The sequence below is a fragment of the Ornithinibacillus bavariensis genome, assembly GCF_050433565.1.
GTDB classification, from domain to species: Bacteria; Bacillota; Bacilli; order Bacillales; family Amphibacillaceae; genus Ornithinibacillus; species Ornithinibacillus bavariensis.
In genome coordinates this window covers 204,061-227,071 of the sequence record NZ_JBNPWZ010000005.1, presented here as the reverse complement: position 1 = coordinate 227,071, position 23,011 = coordinate 204,061, and the positions used below count along the sequence as shown (strand labels likewise).

The window sequence follows — 23,011 nt, the reverse complement described above, 5'->3', positions numbered from 1 at the left end:
TTGGTGAACCAAAATGTAGAAATGTATCGTTGGACCTTAAAACAAATATGAAAGTATCTGTTGATGTATCTTCTAGTATAGAAATGATAAATAGTGGTGCTATAACAGAACTGATTCGTAATTTATTAGATACTGCTATCCATTATTATATAGGGGTAGACTCAATTACTATAAAAGGAAAGCTGGAAAAAATCCACATATAACCTGTCTATAACAAGACCTGGAAAACCAGAACAAGAAAGGATACTTGATCGTTTTTATCGATTTGATCATTTAAGGTCATGAGATTTAGGTTGCTCAGGGTTAGGGTAGCAATATCAAAAGAAATTATTGAACGTCATCATGGTAAGCTAGGTGTTAGTTTAGATGGAAATAAATATTCATACGTTTTGGCTTAAATTGCCAGAGGGGAAGAACTACCGAGAGTGGATTGCGTGAATTTCTGATACCTATTGAAACAAGTTTAAAGTGCGACCGAACTTAAGGAAAATGCGTCTAACTAAAATAAAAGATTAATGAGTTGACATTTTACCCCGCGGGGTATATTATAAGTCCTGTAATTGATTTTCATTTGCAAAATTAGTGGAAATCTGAAAAGGCATCAAAGAAAAGTCGTTATAGAGAGACGACTATTTTATTACAAATATCTATACCCATACCAGTATATGTATAGATATTTAAAAGAAACTAATAAACAAGGAGTGAACGGAATGATTCAAGCTAATATGCAGTTAGATGCCAAAGGCTTAGCATGTCCTATGCCAATTGTGAAAACTAAAAAAGCAATTACCGATCTTGAAGAAGGTCAAGTATTAGAAGTTCAGGCAACTGATAAAGGATCTAAGGCAGATTTAGCAGCTTGGGCAAGTTCTGTCGGACATCAATATTTAGGAACAGTGGAAGAAGGTGATGTGCTTTACCACTATATTCGCAAAGGTTCTAATGAACCTGAAGTAGAAAAAACATTCGAGCACACTGTTTCACTTCATGAGATTGAATCACGGAACGGATTAATTTTAGACGTACGTGAAGCAGCAGAATATGTATTTGGTCATATTGAAGGTGCCAAATCTATTCCAATGGGAGAACTAGAAACTCGCCTAGGTGAATTGGATAAAGAACAAGAAATTTATGTAATTTGCCGAACAGGGAAACGCTCTGACTTGGCAGCACAACTATTAGCTAATAATGACTTTACAAAAGTTTATAATGTTCTACCAGGTATGAATGAATGGAACGGTAAAATAACAAAAGATACATAGGAGGAATTTTTTATGTCAGAGAAGGTAGCTATTATTGCAGCAAATGGTGGATTGTTTGATGCATACAAAGTATTTAATATCGCAACTGCTGCGGCAGCTTCAGAAAAAGAGGTACAAATCTTCTTCACGTTTGAAGGACTTAACTTAATTCACAAGCAAGCTATGCACAATTTAGAAATGCCTGCTGGAAAAGAAAATTTCGCTGAAGGATTTGAGAAAGCAAACATTCCTTCCATTCCACAACTAGTGGAAATGGCTCAAGAACTTGGAGTTAAATTTATTGCTTGTCAAATGACCATGGATGTTATGGGTCTTACAAAGGAAGACTTCGTTGATGGAATCGGAGTTGGTGGAGCTGTTACATTCCTAGAATTCGCCAAAGACGCAACTCCAACATTAACTTTCTAATTTATGAAAAACTTTATGCAGTGGAGAGTTCTCCACTGCATAAAAACCGACTCACATATACCTTGGGGGGTAATTTTAAAAATGGCAGTAAACAAGTGGACAGCAGTACAAGTTGCTCGAAAAGTTATCGATAATGAAGAACTATTTATTTTAGACGTACGAAATACTGATGCATTTGAAGATTGGAAAATTGATGGACACAAATTTGAGTATTTAAATATTCCTTACTTTGATTTGTTAGATGGGGTGGAAGATATTCTAACTAGGCTTCCAACTGATAAAGATGTACTAGTAGTATGTGCAAAAGAGGGATCTTCTGTCATGGTAGCGGAAATGCTTTCAGAAGCTGGACGTGAGGTAGCCTACCTTGAAGGTGGGATGAAATCATGGAGCAGCTATCTAGAACCAATTAAAGTAGCTGATTTAGAAAATGGTGGGGAGCTTTACCAATTCGTTCGTCTAGGTAAAGGATGCCTATCTTATATGGTAATCTCTAAAGGGGAAGCTGCAATTATTGACGCAGTACGTTTCACCGATGTATTCACAAACTTTGCAAAAGCAAAAGGTGTAGAAATCAAGCATGTATTTGATACACACTTACACGCTGATCATATTTCAGGTGGACGTCACATTGCAAATGAAACAGGCGCAACTTACTATCTTCCACCAAAGGATGCAACAGAAGTAGTGTTTGATTATGCACCGCTAACAAATGGATTTAACGTGAAAATTGGCGCATCTCAAATTAATGTAAATGCACTATACTCACCAGGTCATACGATTGGTTCAACATCATTTGTTATTAACAATCACTATCTTTTAACAGGAGATATTCTATTTATTGACTCTATCGGTCGTCCAGACTTGGCAGGACTTGCTGAAGACTGGGTAGGCGATTTACGTGAAACATTATATATACGTTACCGAGAACTAGCAGAGGATTTAGTAGTTTTACCTGCTCACTTCATGATTATCGATGAATTAAATGAAGATGGAACTGTGGCACGAAGACTAGGTGATTTATTTAAAGAAAACCATGGTCTAAACATCGAAAACGAAGCTGAATTCCGACGTACGGTTACAGATAACCTACCACCACAACCAAATGCTTATCAACAAATTCGCCAAGTAAACATGGGTAAAATCATACTTGATAATGACGAACAAACAGAAATGGAAATTGGTCCAAACCGCTGTGCGGTACGTTAATATTTTATTAAGTTGTAAGAATACCGTTAAGTTTAAAAAAACGAATGAAAATCCTAGATTTTCGATTGAAACTTTCAAAAAAAAACGAACGATAAGCTTGAGTATTCGGTTGTAGTTTAAAGATCCGCCAATAATCTAAAGATCTACACATCAACCTACAAAAACAACATACAAAGGAGTTTTTCATATGAACATTTCAAAAACATTAGATGCGAAAGGACTAGCATGTCCGATGCCTATTGTTAAAACTAAAAAAGAGATTGATACGTTAAATTCTGGTGAAGTGCTTGAAGTTGTTGCAACAGACAAAGGAGCACTTAACGATATCCCTGCATGGGCAAAATCAGGTGGTCACACAGTATTAGAACAAAAAGTAGAAGATGATGTTTTATATTTCTATATACAAAAAGCATAATGAAAACCAAATAGCGAGTAGCAATCACTACTCGCTTTTATAAATTAGAAAGAAGGAATGTTCATGGATATAACATTTATCATCGTCATATTTGCAATTGGATTTATTGGTTCTTTTTTATCTGGCATCCTAGGTATTGGCGGGTCGATTATTAATTATCCAATACTATTATATATTCCACCATTATTCGGTCTAGTGGCATTTACAGCACATGAAGTTTCAGGAATAACTGCTGTACAAGTACTATTTGCTTCCTTTGCCGGAGTATTGACTTATCGTAAAAGTGGATACCTAAACAAACAACTCATCATCTATATGGGAGGATCTATCCTAATAGGTAGCTTAATTGGTAGTTACGGATCTAGCTACTTATCCGAACAATCAGTGAATGTCGTATATGGTATTCTTGCTGCAGTTGCTACAGTGATGATGTTTGTCCCCAAAAAGCAAGTAGATGAGGTGACACTTGATGAGGTGACTTTTAATAAGCCACTTGCAGTTATTTTAGCATTAATTGTTGGAATGACATCTGGAATAGTAGGAGCCGCAGGTGGATTCTTACTTACGCCAATCATGTTAACTGTTCTACACATACCAACACGAATGACGATTGCTACAAGCTTAGCAGTAACATTTATATCGTCTATCGGGGGTAGTATTGGTAAACTCGTTACCGGTCAAGTAGATTACTGGCCAGCACTAATTATGATTGTAGCAAGTTTACTAGCAGCACCACTTGGAGCAAAAACTGGTAAGAAAATGAATACTCGAATCTTACAAATTATTTTAGCTCTTATGATTGCTGGAACTGCAGTGAAGATATGGTTAAATATTTTAATGTAGTTGAATAGAAACAGTATTTATAAATAAGGAATTCAACAGATCACGAAGTGTTTTTAGTGATTGATGGTGTAGTAGGTAGAGCATCTGTTATTACAAGAATTGGGAGACTTGATGAAAATGTTATAGTTATTTTGTTTGAAAAGGATCCCTTGTCGCTTTCTAACTGTTCCTTACCGTACCATTTAAGTGGATTCGTTAAGAGTTATGATTCATAGTCGTTCTGGACAACGAATCTATAATATGGTTATAGCACTTAAAAACCTAAGGTAGTACCAATATAATTAGTATCTCTGGATCTTATCTTTGTATTAATCTTTATGAATAGTTACTGATTTAGTAACTGGAAGAAGGGGATTTATACCTATTACATTCTTGACCAACATACCCACAAGGGTATATAATGAGTATATTCTTAAATAATAGGTGGAACACAGGGCTACCTATTTTATTTTAATTGCTGGCTCACTTTTATGTATAATGTTATATAGAAGATATTTTCCTATACTAGGTATTCCTTGTAAAATGTCCGGTCATGATAAGATATGCACGGTTCTTTTAGATATAAGAGACTATAATAATGACTCTAATCAAAATCAATGTGATTGCAAATGATCGCCTAGAGCTTAATTTAGGATTAAGATATTTAAGGAGCAAGGGATATCAAGTTGCTAGTTATTATATAAGTAACTGTCCGTGCAGAAAAGGAGTGATAAAGAATGGAATATGATATAGCGGTAGTCAATCGATTAAAACGAATTGAAGGTCAAATCAAAGGCGTTTTAAGTATGATTGAGAAAAACCAAGACTGTAAAGATGTCGTTACTCAGTTATCTGCATCACGAAGTGCAATTGATCGTACCATTGGTTTAATTGTAAGTATGAATTTAGAAGAATGTGTTCGAAAAAATATAGAAAATGGTGAAAACACGCAGGCATTAGTAAAAGAAGCAGTAGATTTATTAGTGAAAAGTAGATAAGTTCAGCAATTCAGTTGCAAAGGAAGAGTTGATGAACTTTTCTTTTTGATTGAAATTATACCCCTATGGGTAATTTAAAAAGCTTTATTGGAGGAAATCATAATGAAAGAAATTACAGCAAAAGAATTAGAACAAAAATTAACATCAGGTGAAAAACTAAATATTATAGACGTTAGAGAAGATTTGGAGGTTGCTACAGGTAAAATCCCTGGTGCTAAGCATATTCCATTAGGACAACTTGCCCTACGTAAGAATGAATTAGATAAGGATAAAACATATATTATTACTTGCCAATCTGGTAACCGTAGTAAGGCAGCTTGTGGAATTCTTGAAGCATTAGGATACAAGGTAGAGGACATGGTTGGCGGAATGAATAGCTGGAGTGGTAAAACCGAATGAACAGCGAAGACTAAGGAGATGAATAGTATGTTTCATTATACTGTTGAAACAGCAAAATCAATTGATGAAGCAATCCAATCACCGGAAAAGAATTTAAAAGAAGAGAAGTTTGGTGTGCAATGGCAGTTTAATGTGCAAGAAACATTGAAGAATAAGGGGTTTAATTTAGAAAGTCCTTTTACTGTACTTGAGGTATGTAATCCTCAAGAAGCACAAAATGTTTTATCAGCAAACCAACTTATTGGATATTTTCTTCCTTGCAAAATCGTAGTATATGAAGATAAACAAGGAAAAACAAAAATTGGAATGCCAAAACCAAGTAGCCTCATTCTAATGATAGAGGATGAGTCTTTACAGGATGTTGCCACCGATATTGAGAATAGATTAATAGCTTGTATCGATAAGAGTAAGTAATAAATAACGGAATACTGTGTACTGTGTAATTATGTAATGACTAATAACAAGAGATCACTTTGTTGTTAGTCATTATATTTTTTGGCAGTAATAGTTGGGGAGTATAGTAAACGCATTATTTTTATTTCTTTTCACTAGTTTACATAATATATCTTATAGGAACTTACAATGGAATCAATATTATTAATCTCATAATTAAAGTTTACTCCTGATATTGAGACGGAAACAAAAAACGCTATAAAATATTTTTAATTTTATAGCGCTGAAATTATTATTTTCCTATATACATAGCATTTGGTCTAAAAATAGTATTATTACTCATTTGTTCGATTGCATGTGCACACCAACCAACTATTCTACTTGAGCTAAAAATCGCTGTAAATAACATTGGATTAATATTTAATGCTTCAGCTCGTGGATCGATTGTTTTATATACTCTGTGACCAAATCCCATAATTCGCTCTTTGTTTCTTAATTTTTTGTGAATTATTTCACATATATTATCTTTTGTTTCAATTTCTTCCAATAGTTCAATCACTCCAGATGGTGCGCCGCCATGTAATGGGCCTTTCATGGTTCCAATTGCACTAGTAATTGCGGATACTAAATCACTTTCTGTTGAAATTGTCACCCTTGCTGCAAATGTAGATGCATTTAAACCGTGTTCCATTGTCAATATTAGGTAAGTTTCTAGTATTTTTGCGTGAATATGGTTTGTCTCTTCATTTAGCATATAAATAAAATTCTCCACATGATTTAATGATTTATCAGGTTTCAAAAATGGTAGATGGTTCATTCTACGATACTGGTAGGATATAATTGTAGGAATAACTGCAATTAGCCTTAACGCAGATTCTTCTATTTCAACATCATGCTTTATGTGATGAGACGAAATAAGTGTTCTCAGTACATCCATGATTTCCATATCAATCGGTAGTTCAAGAAGGATTCTCTCCATATAATCTGGAAGAGAGCGATAATCCTTTAATTTTGATTCAAACTCCTCTTTTGTAATTGGGTCAGGAAATTCCTCGTATAAAAGAAAATATGCAACTTCCTCAAAAGAGTAACCTTCTACTAATTGTTGAACTTCCTTACCACGATAGCTTAATCGACCTTGGTCTCCATCAATGTTACTCAGCTTTGTTTGTACTGCTGTAACATTTTTTAGTCCTGGTTGAAACATTTTGACCACTCCCTCTTCCCTTTGCTTACATTATAATAAAGTAAAAACATTATTAAAATTTAATATTTTTTAATATAATAATAAATAATTCTTATTAATTGAGGTGCTAGATGGATATTAAGAATCTAAAAACATTTATCCTTGCAGCAGAATATGAAAATTATCGTCAGGTGGCTGAAAAATTATATTTAACACAGCCAGCAATTACCTTCCAAATAAAGCAGTTAGAGAAAGAATTGGGTGGACAATTATTTCATAAAGATGGTAGAAATATTGTTTTAACGGAGTTTGGTAGAATGTTTTATCACGAGGCTTCAGAGATTATCTCGCAATTTGAAAAAAGTCTTCACAGAATGAATCAATTTAAACAAGGGTATCATAAGCTACTTCGAATTGCTATTTCACCATTACTTGCCGATACAATTTTACCTACTATTTTGCATAAATATATGGCCACACACCCGAATGTTGAATTTACTATTCAAGTGATGGAATCAAGGCTAATTTCACAGCAAATAGAAAATGGTGATGTTGATGTAGGGCTATCAAGCCTACCAGGGTCTAGTCTTATTAAAACAATTCAATTTCATGAGGAAAATGTTGTTTTAGTAATGCGTCATGACGGGTACGATGCTGAATCTGGCCCTATTTTAGATGGCTTGGGAATATTAGAAGAACATATATTGTTTACCGATAACCATCCTTACTACTGGGGAAAGCTAAAAGAACAACTCCTTATAAAGATTCCCTCCCTTCGAATGATGAAAGTCAATCAAACGTACGTTACAAAACGATTTGTACTGGAAGGTATGGGGGTTAGCTTTCTCCCTCTATCAAGTATTAATAAGGAGATAATTGAAGGTAGATTATTAGAAATACCTGTTCACTTTATTGAAACGCCTCGAGCTGGCATGTATTTTTTATATAAAAACAACCATCAATTTGATCCGGAGCTAATGAATTTTATCGCTTCCTTCCACTTTAGCTAGTTATCTTGTACAATCAAGATAAATTTTCACAATTATAGTAAACTAAAAATAACTAAAATGATAGATTTCAGATGAGGTGTGTTCATGCAAAAATATTCTCGTTATATAGGTATAGTTTTAATGCTTTTCATCATAGCTGGCTGTACTTCAAATAAACAATCTAACATCTCTCTAGCCAATGACACATCTATTGAATTAACTATTTCAGCGGCTGTTAGTCTTAGGGAGTCCTTAGAAATTATCCAGAAGAAGTATGAAGCAGACAACCCACACGTTAAATTAAAATTTAATTATGGAAGTTCAGGTTCCCTTCAACAGCAAATATCGCAAGGTGCTCCCGTTGATCTATTTTTCTCGGCAGCTAACGATAAGTTTCAAAAACTCATCACCGAAGGCATAATTGCACCGGATGACGGTACTACTCTCTTATTCAACGAACTTGTAGTAATCACGCCAAAAGAAAATGCATATCCGATTAAAAGCTTAACTGATTTAGTACATAAGGAAATTGATCATATTTCTATCGGTACTCCAGAGACGGTTCCAGCTGGGAAATATGCTAAGGAAGCCCTTGAAAAAAGTGGCTTGTGGAACGATTTAGAGCCTAAACTAGTATTTGCTAAAGATGTCCGCCAAGTATTATCATATGTAGAGACAGCTAATGTGGAAGCAGGTATAGTCTATAAAACAGATGCACTTATTTCTGACAAAATTGCAATCATTGATACAATTGATTCAACTACCCACATTCCTATTGAGTATCCTGTAGGAATTGTTAAGCATTCCCAAAACTATGAAGCTGCCAAACAATTTTTAAACTATTTACAAAGTATAGAAGCAATTGAGGTCTTTGAGGAATATGGATTTATTACACAGTAGCTTGTTAACCGATGAATTTTGGAGTCCTATCTGGCAGTCATTAAAAATTTCAACTGTTTCTGGCATTATCGTTATAGTGTTAGGTACATTGATAGGGAAATATTTTAGTCGAAAAAAAATTAAGGGAATGTCCATTTTAGAAACTATCATTATGCTCCCTATTGTTCTCCCCCCTACTGTTGTCGGATTTTTACTTGTTGTAGTCTTTGGTAGAAACAGTTTGATGGGTAGAATAATAGAATGGATTTTTAATCAACCGGTAATCTTTACATGGTGGGCTGCAGTCATTGCTTCTGCAATAGTTGCGTTTCCATTGATGTATCAGTCTGCAAAGGCAGCATTCCAAAGCGTAAATAATGATATTGAAGCTGCTGCAAGGCTGGATGGAGCAAATGAATGGAGAGTGTTTCTCTTTATATCTATTCCTCTTGCTTCCAGGGTACTAATTTCGGGATGTATCTTAAGCTTTGCTCGTGCTTTAGGAGAATTCGGAGCAACGTTAATGTTTGCTGGCAATATCCCTGGTAAGACACAGACTGTTCCGACAGCAATTTATATTGCAATGGATTCAGGTAATACAAATCTTGCTTGGGCTTGGGTAATATCAATTATGGTAATATCGTTCGTCATGCTATTATTTGTTCGTTCTAGGCAATTCCAATAGAAATTAAGTCTGCTAATGAACTATTTCTCAAAAATAGAAGAAAATAGCCTTATTTTCCATAGAAACTGGGAAATAAGGCTTTTTACAATGTTTCATTAACGGCCAGTGAGGCAATTCATTATAGCCTCACTGAATTAGTTATAGAGGGTGCTGGTACAATTGGTTTCATATTATTCAAATAGTTTTATTTTAGTAATCGCATTTTACTGGAATATTTTTTCGTTTATAGAAATAAATTATAATGAAATTTTATGGAGTCAATTAGGGAGGAATATTATGAGAGACATAAACCAATCTGAGGATATCATGGGAATCGGTCAACAAGACGTTTTCCAACCTTATGTTACAGAAGATGGTTGGACCGTAGTTACACCCGGTGCAGAGTCAGGACGTCGACAAGCACAAGGCAAGAAAGTTTATGCCTGGTCACAGGTTGAGGTTCAACTCCATTCAAAGGAGGACCTAGACGTATGCATTGCCCACTTGAAGGAGTCAGATCGTCGATTTGAATTGAATAGTAGAAATCCATGGGACTGGTCGATAGCATCGTACAAGGGCAATACTGTTCGATTTGGCGTTGAATGGTATGATAAAGACTTCTTTGAAGAGCGAAAAGAGGCATATCTAAACCCTAAACATACTGTAATGTATTCTCATTTTGGTGCAACAGTTAACGATTTCGCCGTGGTTCATTACCTGACCAAAGAAGATGGAACAATTGTAAGTAAGGCATAAAATATTAATTAATTCTATCTCAAAACAGACTTTTCATTTTTTCATGTAACAATATTTTTTGTTCTTTTAACTAAGACCGCTAGTGCTTCAGATGGATACTTACCTGATAAGAATTTAATAAACGGCACTTTCGCTTATCATGTCATTATCTGTTCCTTCTAAGAGATTCCAATAGAATATAAGTCGGTTGATGGACTTATTCTCCAAAAATAGAAAAAAAGCCTTAATTTTCCATTTAAACCAGGAAATAAGGCTTTTTTCAATGTTTCATTAATAGCTATTTAAGCATTAATTGTAGTATAACTACTACACGACAAAAGATCCCTCAATACTACATTGCCATTCCAAAGCACAACGCATCCTCTTTCATCGCCTCTGATAAATTCTTTCGTAAGTCTTTTAACCATTCTGGCTCATTGTCCCACTGATCTTGTACGGATATTTTTACTCGAGCATATCCGTACAAATTAGCAAATCGTCTGCAAGCAGGTATTAGTGACATCATATCATCAGAGATCTCGAACTCAGTACGATATCCATCCAAAAAGTATTGTTTTTTCTGCTGATACATTTCTGGATGTACACAATCTTGTAAACTAGTAAGTGATTGCTCAATATCCATTACATACCAGTGATACATCGAATCATCAAAATCAATAATATTACAAGATTTAGTATTCTCATCATAGAATACATTGTCATATTCAAAGTCATAATGAATCAATCCAAAGGTCTTTTTTGTCATTGGAATATCAGCAAAATAATCTTGTAATAGCTTAGTTTCCCTCAAAGCCGATTCTTCATTTGGAAAATCAACTAGAATAGTATAAATCCAATTTAACACATCATTGTATGACCATCGTTTGTATTTACTGGGATTATACTCACTAGATAATTGATGAAGCTTCCCTAAAGCTTTTCCATAGCAGAAAATAATATCCTCGCTTAAGTCCGTTAAATTGAGTTGCTTCCCTGCTACACGTTTAAATACAGAGGCATAATATTCGCCCCATGGTGTTCGTGTTTCGACAAGCTCCTTCCCATTTTTGGATACAACCGTTTCCAAAACTCCATATTGTTTGGAACGTAGATAAGTAATAAAATCGAGTTCTGCTAAAATATTATCTCCGTTTTTCTCTGTTTTTGGAGAAAATCTTAAAAGCTGCGTCTTGCCATGGACCTGAAAAGGATAAATAGCATTTGACGATATTCTGTAGTACTTAAACATATCAAGAGACTGATTATCATATTCCCAGTTTCTTAACAGCATTTCGGCTAAATCCACATTATTAAAGAGATATTTTAATTTCAACATAAACAGACAACTCCCTATTTGCTTTTTTAATAATCAACGTTCGATGTGATCTTTGTTACCAGCTAATAATTTTGTAACTACTAACTTACTTTGTCTGAAATAGCATACTTCCCTCCAGTTATAAATTTTAGAAGAATAACTGGAAATTTTTTTATGAGAGTCTCTTGCTCATAGGAATTTAAATAATAAAAAAGCCACAGGGTAAATAATATAACCCTGTGGCTGATACGTTCTGTTGCAAAAAGCGGATGCTGCCATTGCCATAAACTAATTATTTATAAATCAAAAATTAAAATAGATTCTTCCGTATGAGTGAGAGGCAATACAATTAATTTCCAAGGTTATCTTCATTAAATTAGTCATTGCTTAATCTCACTCCCTTCACAAATTATAGGAATATTATACCATTTAAACAATTCATAATTCAATAGCATATCCAGTAAAATTTATAATTTTAATAAAAATTAGACAGTACTCTATGTATACAACTCTTGTAGAATATAAAGAAACGTTATGTATCAATATTATTCCAGTGATTTCTTTACACTAATATCATTTTTTCTACAATTACCTCACCATTCGCTGTCTTCACAACAACATCGAAATTTTCGTGGAAAGGATGCATAAATACATCATATTGATTTCTGCGCTCATTATGAGATTGTTTTAAATAATTTATATCCATTCCCCTGTATTTTATATCGCGAACACTTCTTCGCTCATATTCCGTATGACTATCCGTATAAAAATATATAGTGATATCAAATATACTAGGTTTTATGAAAGCAACACTCATTCCTTCTACAATAGTTACTTTTTTCTTAGACGTAAGTAACGTACTCGCGCTCCAATGAGTTCCTATCGTATATAAATCCATTCCTTCCTTCAACATCATCACATCCCTTTCTAAGGACAGTAAATGATGGGCAGCTGGATGACATGCAGTCATTTTATAGCGATACCTTTGATTATTATATTCATAATCTATTAAGGTATTTTTCCTAACAGCTGAATCAATAATGTATGGGTCTGTGTTAAGGTAATTTACATTATTTTCCCCAAATACTTCGATAAGCTTTTTTGCGAAGGTTGTTTTTCCGGATGCACCATGACCAGATATACCAATCATGATTCTATGACTAGTATTATCCACTTTATCTACTATCTCTTTTATTAGCCTCTCCATAAATTCCTCCATTGTACCATTTATTATTTTCTTCGATATCCCTTTACCTAACCTATTAACGACTTAACAGTTATGCCATTATAGTTAAATATAATAACAAAACCTACGATTCGTATGTAAGTAAATAAGAACATCATTTCCATTGAAGCGTTACAGTAGTTTTCTTATTGTAGCATATAATTCTAATTATTTTCACTACATAAAAATAACATGCAGAGTTCGATAAGAATATTAAAACTCTGCATGCTTCCGTTTTTCTTAGTCTATATTAATTTGCTCGAGAGGTCTCTTTGCCGGTCCTTCTACCACTTCACCAGTATACGAAAATCTTGACCCATGACAAGGGCAGTCCCAAGTTCTTTCACCAGAATTCCATTCTACCTCGCAGCCCATATGGGTGCAGGTCGTATCTAGAGCATATACTTTATTATCCTTATCCTTATAGACACCAGCTCGTTTACCATTGATACGTGTAATGGTTGCTTCATCTGCTGATAAATCTCTTATATTATTTTCGGTAAATTCTAGTTTACCTTTAATTAAATGCTTTGCGACATCTGCATTGATCGATGCAAATTTACGCAGAGATGGATCTGGTTGAAAACGTGCAGGTGTAAAAAGCTCTCCATAAGGATTATCTTGACCCATTATTTTCTCAGAAAACATTTTGGCAGCAATGGTACCGTTTGTCATCCCCCATTTACGGAATCCTGTTGCTACATAAATATTATCTTGTTCTGATGTGATACTTCCGATATAAGGTACCTTATCTAAAGTTGTTAAATCCTGGGTTGACCAGCGATATACTATTTCTTCAATCCCTATATTGTTTTCGGCATAATCACGTAATGCTTCATAGTGCTCAATAGTCGATTTTCCCTGACCAGTTTTATGGTTATCACCAATAACTAACCATACCTCTTCACCGTTTATTTTTACAGAACGAATGGAACGAGTTGGTTGCTCTGCAGTAATGTACATTCCACCTGGATATTTTTTCTTGGACTTTATAGCTAACACATAGGCTCTCTCCGCATACATTCTTGTCGGATAAAAGCCTAATCCATCATAGAAAGGATAGTGTGAAGCAACTAGAACGTACTTACTTACAATTCGTTTACCATCTCTCGTAATGATAGCAGGGTGTTTGTTATACTCAATATCCACCGCCGTTGTATTTTCATAAAATTGCACACCGTTCTTGACGCTTTCCTCTACTAAAGTAGTTAAATATTTGAGTGGATGATATTGAGCCTGGTCTTTCATAATTAAGGCCTTTTTGTATGGAACTTCTAAAGGTATATTATCTGTTATTTCTCCTTCAATCCCTAATTCATCATAGGCTTTTTTTTCATTTTCTAATTGCATTATGTAATCATTCGAATTAGTAAAAACAATTGCATCCTGTTTCTCATAATCACAATCAATTTCAAGGTCATTTATCGTGTTTTCTATAAAGCTCTTTGCTGCCATTTGTGCTTCATAATACAATTTCGCTTTTTCTTTTCCGAAATGCTGAATCAGTTCATCATAGATTAAATCATGTTGAGCCGTTATTTTTGCAGTAGTATGTCCCGTAGTACCATTAAGAATAACTCCAGCATCAATTAATGCTACCTTTTTATTCTGTTTAGAAAGTAAATACGCTGCGGTTATGCCTACAATACCGCCTCCAACTATCCCCACATCAACTTGAATATCTTCATCTAGCTTGGAAAAATGCGGAAAATCTATGCCGTCACGCCAATAAGGCTCTGGATATTGTGGCAATTCTTTTGATTGAGCCATTTTTCTTCACTCCTAATCCATGAATGTCATTATGCTGCTTTCCAATGTCATTTTCAGTATTTCCAATAGTTCTAGTATTTATTGACATTTCATTGATAAATCTCAGGAGAATTACTAATAAAAGAACCACCGCAGCCCTGAATTGGGCTAGCGGTGGTCCACCTAACGATCCTCAAAAAATTTTCTATTTAATAAAATATACTCGTTTTCTTCTTCGGGAACTTCATCCTCCATATAGATTGCTTCTACAGGGCATACAGCCTCACAAGCACCACAATCAATACAAATATCTGGATCTATATAAAACATGTCTTTCCCTTCTTCTATACAATCCACAGGGCAAACTTCCACACACTCTGCGGCTTTTTCTGTTTTACAAGGCGAGGTTATAACAAATGCCATGTAAGACCCTCCTTTTGATAGTATAAGCAAGTTTCACTCCATAATATAGTAATTATACTACAAAACACGGCATAGTAGTAAGCAAATATTACCAGGTTGTCCTTTTTATTTACTATATTGATTATCAATTACATTACAAGATTTATCGTTTAGATATTGTTCCATTTAAAAAAGGGTTATTATGTTTTTTTACAGAGATACTAGTGGGTAGAATACTTACTAAGGGTGATCATGTTGATTGTATTCCTGATAATCGGAAGTATTATCATGCCAATGATAATGTTTGTTCTTCATAGAAAATGGAACTGGTTTCAGCTTTTATTTACAAGTGTAGCCATTATTTCTGGACTTATTGCTGGAAATATCCTCACATTTGCAATTTATGATGTCATTAAGCATGATAAGGTTTTTATGACCACAATCCATGGAATATTTCTTAATCCTCTATTTCTCATCACAGGGGCATATATAGGGGTATATTTAATATTTTCTTTACTTGAACAATTATTTAAAAACTGGTCTAAATAATTTTGTATGAAACTTGTAAAAATGGAAAATATAACATTACATCTTCTTAAGAAGAATTTCGAACTTCAATATTGGAGTTCGTACCAAAACGTATTAAGAAATTAAGTCTTTCATGCCTAAAGTATTTGTAAATCAGTTCTAGTTTTTAATCCTATTGTAAGGGATACCTTTACTTTTCACTATAAAAGGAAGGGAGGTTTTAAAATGAGTGTTATAAGTCGAATTGCTTTAGCACTAGTTATTATCGGTGCAATAAACTGGGGATTAATTGGTTTATTCCAATTTGATTTAGTTGCTGCAATATTTGGTGGTCAGGATTCTGCAATATCCAGAATTATTTATTCCCTTGTAGGACTAAGTGGCTTATGGTGTATTGGTCTTTTATTTAAGGATTTGCAAGAAAATGATTATGAGCCATCTCGGGCAACAAAAAATGGTCGAATGGCCTATGGAACAGAATTCTCTGAAGAAGATGATGTGACCACTTCGAGAGAGAGAAGGGATTAATTTCCTTTTTTAGGGAAGTTGAAATATTCCTTGTTTCATATGGATTAAAGAATAGAACGCTAGGAAGAAAATAGGAAAGACCCATATCTATGTAATATGGGTCTTTCTTTTTCCTATATAACACCTTGAGAAATCATTGCATCTGCCACTTTAACAAACCCAACAATATTAGCACCTGCAACAAGATTTCCCCTAACATTGTATTCGACCGAAGCTTCCATGCACTGCTTAAATATATTCTTCATAATCGTCTGTAATTTTGCATCAACTTTTTCTAACGTCCAGGTGGTTCGAGAACTGTTCTGTGCCATTTCTAATGAGGATACTGCCACCCCACCTGCATTAGCAGCTTTCCCAGGAGCAAACAAAACATTATGTTCTAAAAACTCGGCCATCGCATCATGTGTTGTCGGCATGTTGGCTCCTTCTCCAACTGCTATTACACCATTTGCAATTAACAATTTAGCAGCCTGCTGGTTTAGTTCATTTTGAGTCGCACATGGTAAAGCAATGTCACAAGGGATTGACCATATTCCGTCACATCCTTCTTTATAGCTAGCCGTAGGATGAATATGGATGTATTCTTTTATCCTTTTATTCTCGATCTCCTTTAAAAGCTTTACTGTTTCTATATTGATTCCATCTGGATCATATATATAGCCATTGGAATCACTACATGCTACAATTTTTGCGCCAAAGGCTTTAGCTTTTTCCATTGCATAAATGGAGACATTACCTGTACCAGATACAACAACTGTTTTATTTTCAAAGCTTTTACCATTTTCCTTTAGCATTTCTGCTACAAAATAAACCGTACCGTATCCAGTCGCCTCTTTACGTCCTAAGCTTCCTCCGAAGTTAATTCCTTTACCTGTTAATACACCAGCTTCATAGGCTCCTTTTATCTTTTTGTACTGGCCAAACAAGTAGCCTATTTCTCTAGCACCTACACCAATATCCCCTGCTGGAACATCTAAATCAGGGCCTATAAATCTACTTAGTTCAGTCATAAAGCTTTGGCAAAAACGCATTATTTCCATATTGGTTTTACCTTTTGGATCAAAATCGGAACCACCTTTTCCAGCGCCTATTGATTGACCAGTTAAAGAATTCTTAAAGATTTGTTCAAATCCTAAAAACTTTATAATACTTGTATTCACGGAAGGGTGGAACCTAAGACCTCCTTTATATGGACCAATAGCACTATTAAACTGGACGCGATATCCCCTGTTGACCTGTACAATACCTTCGTCATCGACCCATGGAACCCGAAAGGTTATCAATCGTTCTGGTTCTACTAAGCGATCAAGTACTCGATGTTTAATATAGGTTGGATGCTTCACAAGAACAGGTACTAATGAATCAAAAACCTCTCTTACGGCTTGGTGAAATTCGACTTCATTTGGATTACGTACTATAACTGTTTCGTATAGATGATTTAAATAGTTCCTTACATTCTCATTTTCTAGTTCTAAACCATACATATGTAATCAACTCCAATTCAACATAAAATAAGACGATATCGTATAATTTATAGAAACAAACTAATGGAATGAATGTAGAAATATCTTTTATAATAGTTTTTGTGGATATTTATAAACATTAGAAGTTAAGAGGAAGGAATACTTTTCGCAAGTTAAGGAATAGATTTACTTTTTGAAATATAAATTTCATTTTACCACATAAATTAGAAACTTCAAAATGATTTTTCGCATAGAAAAAGGTCGATATTAAAATCGACCTTTATATTATTATATCTCTTCAAAATAATCTTTACGAAATCCAGCAATACGATTGCTATTGTCAATAATGAAATAAAACTCGTCCGTTTCGTTTTTTACATCGTATACTTTTCCTGGTGTTAGCTTATTATCAACTACAAACTTTTTAGCATTTGCGTGAACACATTTTATTTGTTTTATGGTTGGATTACTTTCCCATTTTAAATGCATCATGATATGATATTATCTCCTTTTTTATCTAGTTTACATATTAAAATTATGGTAAATTCATTTCCCTAGTCAAATAATCTTAATAAATTTCCATAGCCTTCTTCTTCCATTTTATGTTTAGGAACAAAACGCATAGCAGCTGAATTCATGCAATAGCGCAATCCTCCCTGATCCTTTGGACCATCATTAAATACATGACCTAAATGTGAATCGGCAGTCTTACTCCTAATTTCTGTACGTATCATCCCGTGTGATGTATCTAATTCCTCAACAATTTCATATGCATCAATTGGTTTTGTAAAGCTTGGCCACCCGCACCCAGCATCATATTTGTCTTTGGAAGAAAAAAGTGGTTTTCCAGATACAATGTCGACATAAATACCTTCTTCTTCGTTATCCCAATATTCATTCTGGAAAGGGTGTTCCGTTCCTTTTTCCTGTGTAACATGATATTGAAGCGGAGTTAATTTTTCCTTTAAATCGGCTTTATTAATTTTCCAAGTATTTTTAATAAAGTCCTCCCTACCAGAACCTTTTTTATAAAGTCGATAATGAAACGATTGTTTTTTGTAATAATCCTGATGTCGCTCCTCCGCTTCATAGAAAGGTTTGGCAGGAAGAATTTTGGTCGCAATAGGTTTTGAAAATTTTCCGCTATTCTCTAATAACTGTTTTGATTTTTCAGCTATCTGTCTTTGTTCCTCTGTATGATAAAAAATAGCGGTTTGATATGATTCTCCTCGATCATGAAATTGTCCACCTGGATCGGTGGGATCAATTTGTTGCCAAAATGTTTCCACAAGCTTCTCATATGGCATTATCTCGGGATCAAAGGTAATTTGAACTGCTTCAACATGTCCTGTTGTATCAGAACATACTTCTTCATAGGTTGGATTTTCTACATGTCCACCAGTATAACCTGATATCACACTGTTGACTCCCGGTCTCGTGTCAAAAGGCTCGACCATACACCAAAAGCAACCACCAGCAAAGGTTGCTTTCTCTAAATTATTTGCCATGCTCATTACCTCCAAAAATTACTTGTATAGTTCATTCTTCAATTAATTAAGATAAAAATCAAGTCCTGTGCTCTTCATTAGATAAACAATTTTGGAGTTGATTCCCCATTCGTTGTACTTCTCTTTGGTGTTTTCTGTTCGTGCTGCCTATAAGTATTAGATTCACTGCTAGAATTTGATTCGAAACTATCTAGTATGTCGCTTTCTATACCAATATCTATACTCTCCTTATTACTGCTCGCTTCCTTAGTTTCATTATCATTATCATTTTCGGAATCAGAATCAGTATTAGTGCTTTCCATATTTTTAAATGCCTTCATCATTCGATACATTGCTGGTAGATTCCGAACCATAGGTCCGTATTGTTTGACAATTGGGGCGGCGGTATCTACAACTCGTAGAACTTGCTGTACGCTATTTAATGTTTTGGATATTCCGCCAAATCCTTTACTTGCCATCTGTCCAATATTTTGACTTTGATTCGATCCTAAAAAACGTTGAAGGATACCGCCTATATTACCTTGTGAAGGCATATTTTGAAATCCTCTATTTGGCATCATAAAATTACGGCCACTTGGACGAAGAAAATTTTGAGATTGTCTTGGTGGTGGGAATATCATTATACAGTCCCTCATTTCATTAGTATCTAGTTTATTGTACGTATTGATTCATGAAGGGTGTAGGCGAACGAAACAATAGCAATATGAAATAATTAGTTATATTTCCCGGGTAACCGCAGAAATCAACATAAATTTAGCGATATTGGGCGATTTTTAGCGAAATAAGAAATATCCTAAGATTTATTGACTTATTTCTCTTCTATTTTCCAAAATTAAAGGCTAAACTAGACCCTCTATGGGACGGTGTAATGGCTAATTTTGCATGTATTTCATTCTTTAGGGCGGGAACATGTGAAATAATACCAAGTAGTCGATTGCTTTCCTGTAGGTCCTTTAAGCAATCGATAGCTTGCTGTAAAGAAACGTCATCCAGTGTTCCAAAACCTTCGTCAATAAATAAAGTGTCAAGCTGCACTCCTCCCGCATGAGCTTGTACAACATCAGCAAGTCCTAAAGCCAAGCTTAAAGCAGCCTTAAACCCTTCCCCACCAGAAAGTGTTTTTACCGATCTAGTTATTCCTGTATGGTGATCCATTACCTCTAGATCGAGTCCACTTTGTGCGCCCCTTTTAGCAACTGCGCCGCTTCGAATAAGTTGATAGCGATGGTCTGTCATTCGATCAAGTCGAATGTTCGCCTGTAGTAAAATTTCATCCAAGAAGGAAGCCAATACATATCGTTCAAATGATAATCGTAAAGAATTATTTCCACTTGATAAATCTGCTAAGCTACCAACGACATAATAATCTGCATCTAAATTCTTCATTTTAGCTAAAATATCCTGTGTTTTATGCAAAATACCTTCATCATGCTTTAGTTTGTTACGAAGTGTTAGCAGTTTCTCGTGATATGAGCTCAACTCGTTTTTATGGTTTGAAACCTCCGCTTCAAGGTCCGTCAAATTCTCGCGTGCAGCAGAAGCTAATTGTTCCTGGAGCTGTGTTAGGCGATAGCGTATTTGACTCAGCTTATTATTATAATCATCGATCTCCAACTCGATTTCCCTCTGAAGCTCTAGTGGTAATTTAAATTGATAATATTCCTCAATTGTGTTAAACCCATAGTCTATTAGAGAATTTAGAAACCTCTCATACTGCATATCGTATTTTTTCTTTGTTTCTCTTTCGAATTTTTCTTGTTGTTCTAATACGGTTGTTTCTCGTTGCAGTGTCTCACTTATTTTTTCATAAGTCGACTTTAGCTGCTCCCATTCTTGGATAACCTTCTTATAAAGCTTCTCCTTCTCGGTCAATGTGTTTGAGAACGCTTCTGGATCTGTTAATTGTTCTGGTAACTGCTCTTGTAATTGCTCCCTAATCGTATCTGTTCGAATGAGTTCTTCGTTAACAGCTTTTAGATTATTTACGTTTAAATCAAACGTTTGTTTTAATTCGCTATTCTTACTCTGTATTGTCTTACGTTCGAATTGAATGAATTCTATTTCTTTTTGTTTCTTTACAATCGCTTCTAACTTGTTTTTAATACTTTGGATTTCATGATCGACAGTTGTAAGTAAAACATCTATATCCTCTATCTTAAATTCTGGATAGATTCCTTGTATTTCAGCTTGAAGCTTGTCTACAAGACTTCGTTGTGTCTGACCATTTGTTTTATGGTCAACAAATTCACGTTGAATGGATTCAAACAATATTTCCTCTTGCTGAATTTGGAGCTTCAATTGGTCCATCTGCTCAAAATCATTTTCTATCGACTCATGTACTGCTTTATTTGGATGATGGGTCGATCCACACACTGGACATGGCTCACCTGTCACAAGCTGGTGTGCTAGAACGCTGGCAAATTGTTCCTTTTGCTGCAATTCTAAGACGGCATATTGTTCTTTTAACTGCTTCATTTTTTCTTGTTTTTCAATATACGTATTTTGAGCTAGCTTATATTGTCTTCTTAGTGCCTTAAGCTGATCTTCTTCAGCTCGAAGAACATGTAATTTATTTTGCAAATTCTCTTGGTTCTTAAGTGTTTCCTTTGTTTCATAATAGGACTTCGTTAGCACACTTTCGCTAGCTAGTTGTTTATCCATCGTAGATAGTTTAACTTCATTTTGTTGCATCTCTCTTTCAATTGCTAGGAGATTAGTATCCTCTTTTTCTTTCTCTTGTCTAAGATTATCTACTTTTTTTAATAACTGCAGGTAGTCGTTCACTTGTTCAAGCTGTTTTTTTGCTTTATTAATTTCTTCCTTTAAGCTCTCTCGCTCATGTTCTTTACTTAGAGCGTCCTGATACTTAGATTGTACCTCTGCAAAGTCATGTTTTAATTGTTTAACTTTGTCTGCTTGTCTCTGCAACAGACTAACTTGATTCTTCCATTCTTCTTTTCTAGCATTTGCCTGTTCTTCTAGAGGTAAAATTTGATCAGCAAGCTTAGCTAGCTTTAGTTTTTCTTTCTTTTCTGCTATAGAATCCTTCATTTTTTCCAGCTGTTCATATTGATCCTGTAATAGTTGCTGCTCTTTAAATTTCTCTTCAACCAAACTCGCTTTTCTTAGCTTTTCCTCAGCAATCATTACTTTTTCTTGTTGTTTATTTTTAAGCTTCTCCTGTACCGCTTCAAGTTTTTTTGTCTCTTCGATTTCAACTGTCAACATTTCTATATAATTTTCATTTGTAGTATTTTCCTCACATTCAACCAGCTGCCAGTCCACCTTGGAAAACTCATATTGAATATCGTTCTCTAGTTTTCTTAACTCTGCCTCTAATTCCTTAGACTTAGCTTTAAGCTCTTCAGTCACTTTTTCATAAAATTGAGTATGAAAAATTTTCTGCAGAATGGCTTCCCTTTCACGACTGTTTTCTGAGATTAATTTGCGAAATTCACCTTGAGGAATTAAAACCATTTTTCGAAATTGTTCATAATCAAAGCCTAATCTATCTTCAATCGCTTCATTAACATCCTTAATTCGCGAGGATAATAAATGCCTCTCTTCACCAACTATTTCGTAGAATTGTGCTTTAGCAGGTTCTTCCGTATACCCTTCTCCCCGCTCTTTTTTCTTTAATTGCTTTGGATTGCGAACAATTTCATACACTTTATTATTTAATGCAAATCGGAACTCTACTTCCGTTGGTTCGTCAGTTGCAGCAAAATGACTTCTCAAGGAATCCTGATCCCGATCAGTTCCACTTGCTTTTCCATATAAGGCAAAACAGATCGCATCAAAAATAGTAGTCTTACCTGCGCCAGTCGGACCTGTAATGAGGAAAATCGATTCATCACCTAGCTCTTCAAAATGGATTACCTGCTTGTCTAAATATGGTCCGAATGCTGTCATACTAAGCTTAAGTGCACGCATG

At 34.8% G+C, this 23,011-nt stretch carries 24 protein-coding genes; 14 read left to right on the top strand and 10 right to left on the bottom strand.

The genetic code is table 11. The features are described 5' to 3' along the window. Window positions 1-710: 710 nt before the first annotated feature. The 8 genes from HNR27_RS11320 (at window position 711) to HNR27_RS11285 (ending at window position 5,927) form a co-directional block, all read left to right on the top strand. Window positions 711-1,262, top strand: a complete 552-nt coding sequence (locus HNR27_RS11320; RefSeq protein WP_429339803.1) for a sulfurtransferase TusA family protein — start codon at window positions 711-713, stop codon at window positions 1,260-1,262. Between the two features lie 12 nt (window positions 1,263-1,274). Beyond that, on the top strand, window positions 1,275-1,670 hold the full coding sequence (locus tag HNR27_RS11315; protein WP_429339802.1) for a DsrE/DsrF/DrsH-like family protein: 396 nt from the start codon (window positions 1,275-1,277) through the stop codon (window positions 1,668-1,670). Between the two features lie 81 nt (window positions 1,671-1,751). Beyond that, entirely contained in the window at window positions 1,752-2,879 is a 1,128-nt protein-coding gene (locus HNR27_RS11310; protein ID WP_429339801.1) for an MBL fold metallo-hydrolase, read from the top strand. Between the two features lie 187 nt (window positions 2,880-3,066). Beyond that, entirely contained in the window at window positions 3,067-3,294 is a 228-nt protein-coding gene (locus HNR27_RS11305; protein WP_429339800.1) for a sulfurtransferase TusA family protein, read from the top strand. Between the two features lie 63 nt (window positions 3,295-3,357). Next, window positions 3,358-4,137, top strand: a complete 780-nt coding sequence (locus tag HNR27_RS11300; RefSeq protein ID WP_429339799.1) for a sulfite exporter TauE/SafE family protein — start codon at window positions 3,358-3,360, stop codon at window positions 4,135-4,137. Window positions 4,138-4,853: 716 nt separating this feature from the next. Further along, a complete protein-coding gene (locus HNR27_RS11295; protein WP_429339798.1) occupies window positions 4,854-5,114 on the top strand; it encodes a metal-sensitive transcriptional regulator in 261 nt (86 codons plus the stop codon). 102 nt (window positions 5,115-5,216) lie between these two features. Then, window positions 5,217-5,513, top strand: a complete 297-nt coding sequence (locus HNR27_RS11290) for a rhodanese-like domain-containing protein (RefSeq protein ID WP_429339797.1) — start codon at window positions 5,217-5,219, stop codon at window positions 5,511-5,513. A 27-nt stretch (window positions 5,514-5,540) separates the two neighbouring features. Beyond that, the gene (locus tag HNR27_RS11285; RefSeq protein WP_429339796.1) at window positions 5,541-5,927 is read left to right on the top strand and encodes a DUF302 domain-containing protein; all 387 of its coding nucleotides are present in this window, start codon (window positions 5,541-5,543) and stop codon (window positions 5,925-5,927) included. Window positions 5,928-6,198: 271 nt separating this feature from the next. On the opposite strand, the gene HNR27_RS11280 is transcribed toward HNR27_RS11285, so the two are convergent. Then, window positions 6,199-7,113, bottom strand: coding sequence for a citrate/2-methylcitrate synthase (locus HNR27_RS11280; protein ID WP_429339795.1), 915 nt, complete (start codon window positions 7,111-7,113; stop codon window positions 6,199-6,201). Window positions 7,114-7,223: 110 nt separating this feature from the next. Here HNR27_RS11280 and HNR27_RS11275 point away from each other — a divergent pair, with 110 nt between their 5' ends. The 4 genes from HNR27_RS11275 to HNR27_RS11260 all read left to right on the top strand — a co-directional run bounded on the left by HNR27_RS11275 (window position 7,224) and on the right by HNR27_RS11260 (window position 10,380). After that, window positions 7,224-8,102: a LysR family transcriptional regulator gene (locus HNR27_RS11275; protein WP_429339794.1), complete on the top strand. Its 879-nt coding sequence runs from the start codon at window positions 7,224-7,226 to the stop codon at window positions 8,100-8,102. Between the two features lie 84 nt (window positions 8,103-8,186). Further along, window positions 8,187-8,981 (top strand): molybdate ABC transporter substrate-binding protein, encoded by a 795-nt coding sequence (gene modA / locus HNR27_RS11270; protein ID WP_429339793.1) that lies wholly within the window; start codon window positions 8,187-8,189, stop codon window positions 8,979-8,981. Then, entirely contained in the window at window positions 8,962-9,645 is a 684-nt protein-coding gene (modB, locus tag HNR27_RS11265) for a molybdate ABC transporter permease subunit (RefSeq protein ID WP_429339792.1), read from the top strand. The genes modA and modB overlap by 20 nt, the downstream gene beginning before the upstream one ends. 276 nt (window positions 9,646-9,921) lie before the next feature. Next, window positions 9,922-10,380, top strand: a complete 459-nt coding sequence (locus HNR27_RS11260) for a hypothetical protein (protein ID WP_429339791.1) — start codon at window positions 9,922-9,924, stop codon at window positions 10,378-10,380. Between the two features lie 331 nt (window positions 10,381-10,711). On the opposite strand, the gene HNR27_RS11255 is transcribed toward HNR27_RS11260, so the two are convergent. The 4 genes from HNR27_RS11255 to HNR27_RS11240 all read right to left on the bottom strand — a co-directional run bounded on the left by HNR27_RS11255 (window position 10,712) and on the right by HNR27_RS11240 (window position 15,071). Further along, window positions 10,712-11,695, bottom strand: coding sequence for a phosphotransferase enzyme family protein (locus HNR27_RS11255; RefSeq protein WP_212919798.1), 984 nt, complete (start codon window positions 11,693-11,695; stop codon window positions 10,712-10,714). Window positions 11,696-12,236: 541 nt separating this feature from the next. Further along, window positions 12,237-12,881: a uridine kinase family protein gene (locus HNR27_RS11250; RefSeq protein WP_212919799.1), complete on the bottom strand. Its 645-nt coding sequence runs from the start codon at window positions 12,879-12,881 to the stop codon at window positions 12,237-12,239. Window positions 12,882-13,139: 258 nt separating this feature from the next. Continuing rightward, on the bottom strand, window positions 13,140-14,669 hold the full coding sequence (locus HNR27_RS11245; RefSeq protein WP_429339790.1) for an FAD-dependent oxidoreductase: 1,530 nt from the start codon (window positions 14,667-14,669) through the stop codon (window positions 13,140-13,142). Window positions 14,670-14,831: 162 nt separating this feature from the next. Continuing rightward, window positions 14,832-15,071 carry a ferredoxin family protein gene (locus HNR27_RS11240; RefSeq protein WP_212921864.1) on the bottom strand — a complete coding sequence of 80 codons (240 nt, stop codon included), beginning with the start codon at window positions 15,069-15,071 and terminating at the stop codon, window positions 14,832-14,834. A 267-nt stretch (window positions 15,072-15,338) separates the two neighbouring features. Here HNR27_RS11240 and HNR27_RS11235 point away from each other — a divergent pair, with 267 nt between their 5' ends. Next, window positions 15,339-15,599, top strand: a complete 261-nt coding sequence (locus HNR27_RS11235) for a transposase (RefSeq protein ID WP_429339789.1) — start codon at window positions 15,339-15,341, stop codon at window positions 15,597-15,599. Between the two features lie 204 nt (window positions 15,600-15,803). After that, window positions 15,804-16,106, top strand: coding sequence for a DUF378 domain-containing protein (locus tag HNR27_RS11230; RefSeq protein WP_212921865.1), 303 nt, complete (start codon window positions 15,804-15,806; stop codon window positions 16,104-16,106). A gap of 113 nt (window positions 16,107-16,219) precedes the next feature. Here the strand turns inward: HNR27_RS11230 and gdhA are convergent, their stop codons facing one another. The 5 genes from gdhA to HNR27_RS11205 all read right to left on the bottom strand — a co-directional run bounded on the left by gdhA (window position 16,220) and on the right by HNR27_RS11205 (window position 23,010). Further along, window positions 16,220-17,590 (bottom strand): NADP-specific glutamate dehydrogenase, encoded by a 1,371-nt coding sequence (gene gdhA / locus HNR27_RS11225; protein WP_429339788.1) that lies wholly within the window; start codon window positions 17,588-17,590, stop codon window positions 16,220-16,222. 267 nt (window positions 17,591-17,857) lie between these two features. Further along, window positions 17,858-18,061, bottom strand: coding sequence for a DUF6501 family protein (locus HNR27_RS11220; protein ID WP_212921867.1), 204 nt, complete (start codon window positions 18,059-18,061; stop codon window positions 17,858-17,860). A gap of 62 nt (window positions 18,062-18,123) precedes the next feature. Next, window positions 18,124-19,077 carry a peptide-methionine (R)-S-oxide reductase MsrB gene (gene msrB, locus HNR27_RS11215; protein ID WP_429339787.1) on the bottom strand — a complete coding sequence of 318 codons (954 nt, stop codon included), beginning with the start codon at window positions 19,075-19,077 and terminating at the stop codon, window positions 18,124-18,126. A gap of 77 nt (window positions 19,078-19,154) precedes the next feature. Further along, on the bottom strand, window positions 19,155-19,697 hold the full coding sequence (gene vrrA, locus HNR27_RS11210; RefSeq protein ID WP_212921869.1) for a VrrA/YqfQ family protein: 543 nt from the start codon (window positions 19,695-19,697) through the stop codon (window positions 19,155-19,157). A gap of 199 nt (window positions 19,698-19,896) precedes the next feature. Continuing rightward, complete coding sequence (locus HNR27_RS11205) at window positions 19,897-23,010, bottom strand: AAA family ATPase (RefSeq protein ID WP_429339786.1); 3,114 nt, start codon at window positions 23,008-23,010, stop codon at window positions 19,897-19,899. Window position 23,011 lies beyond the last annotated feature (1 nt).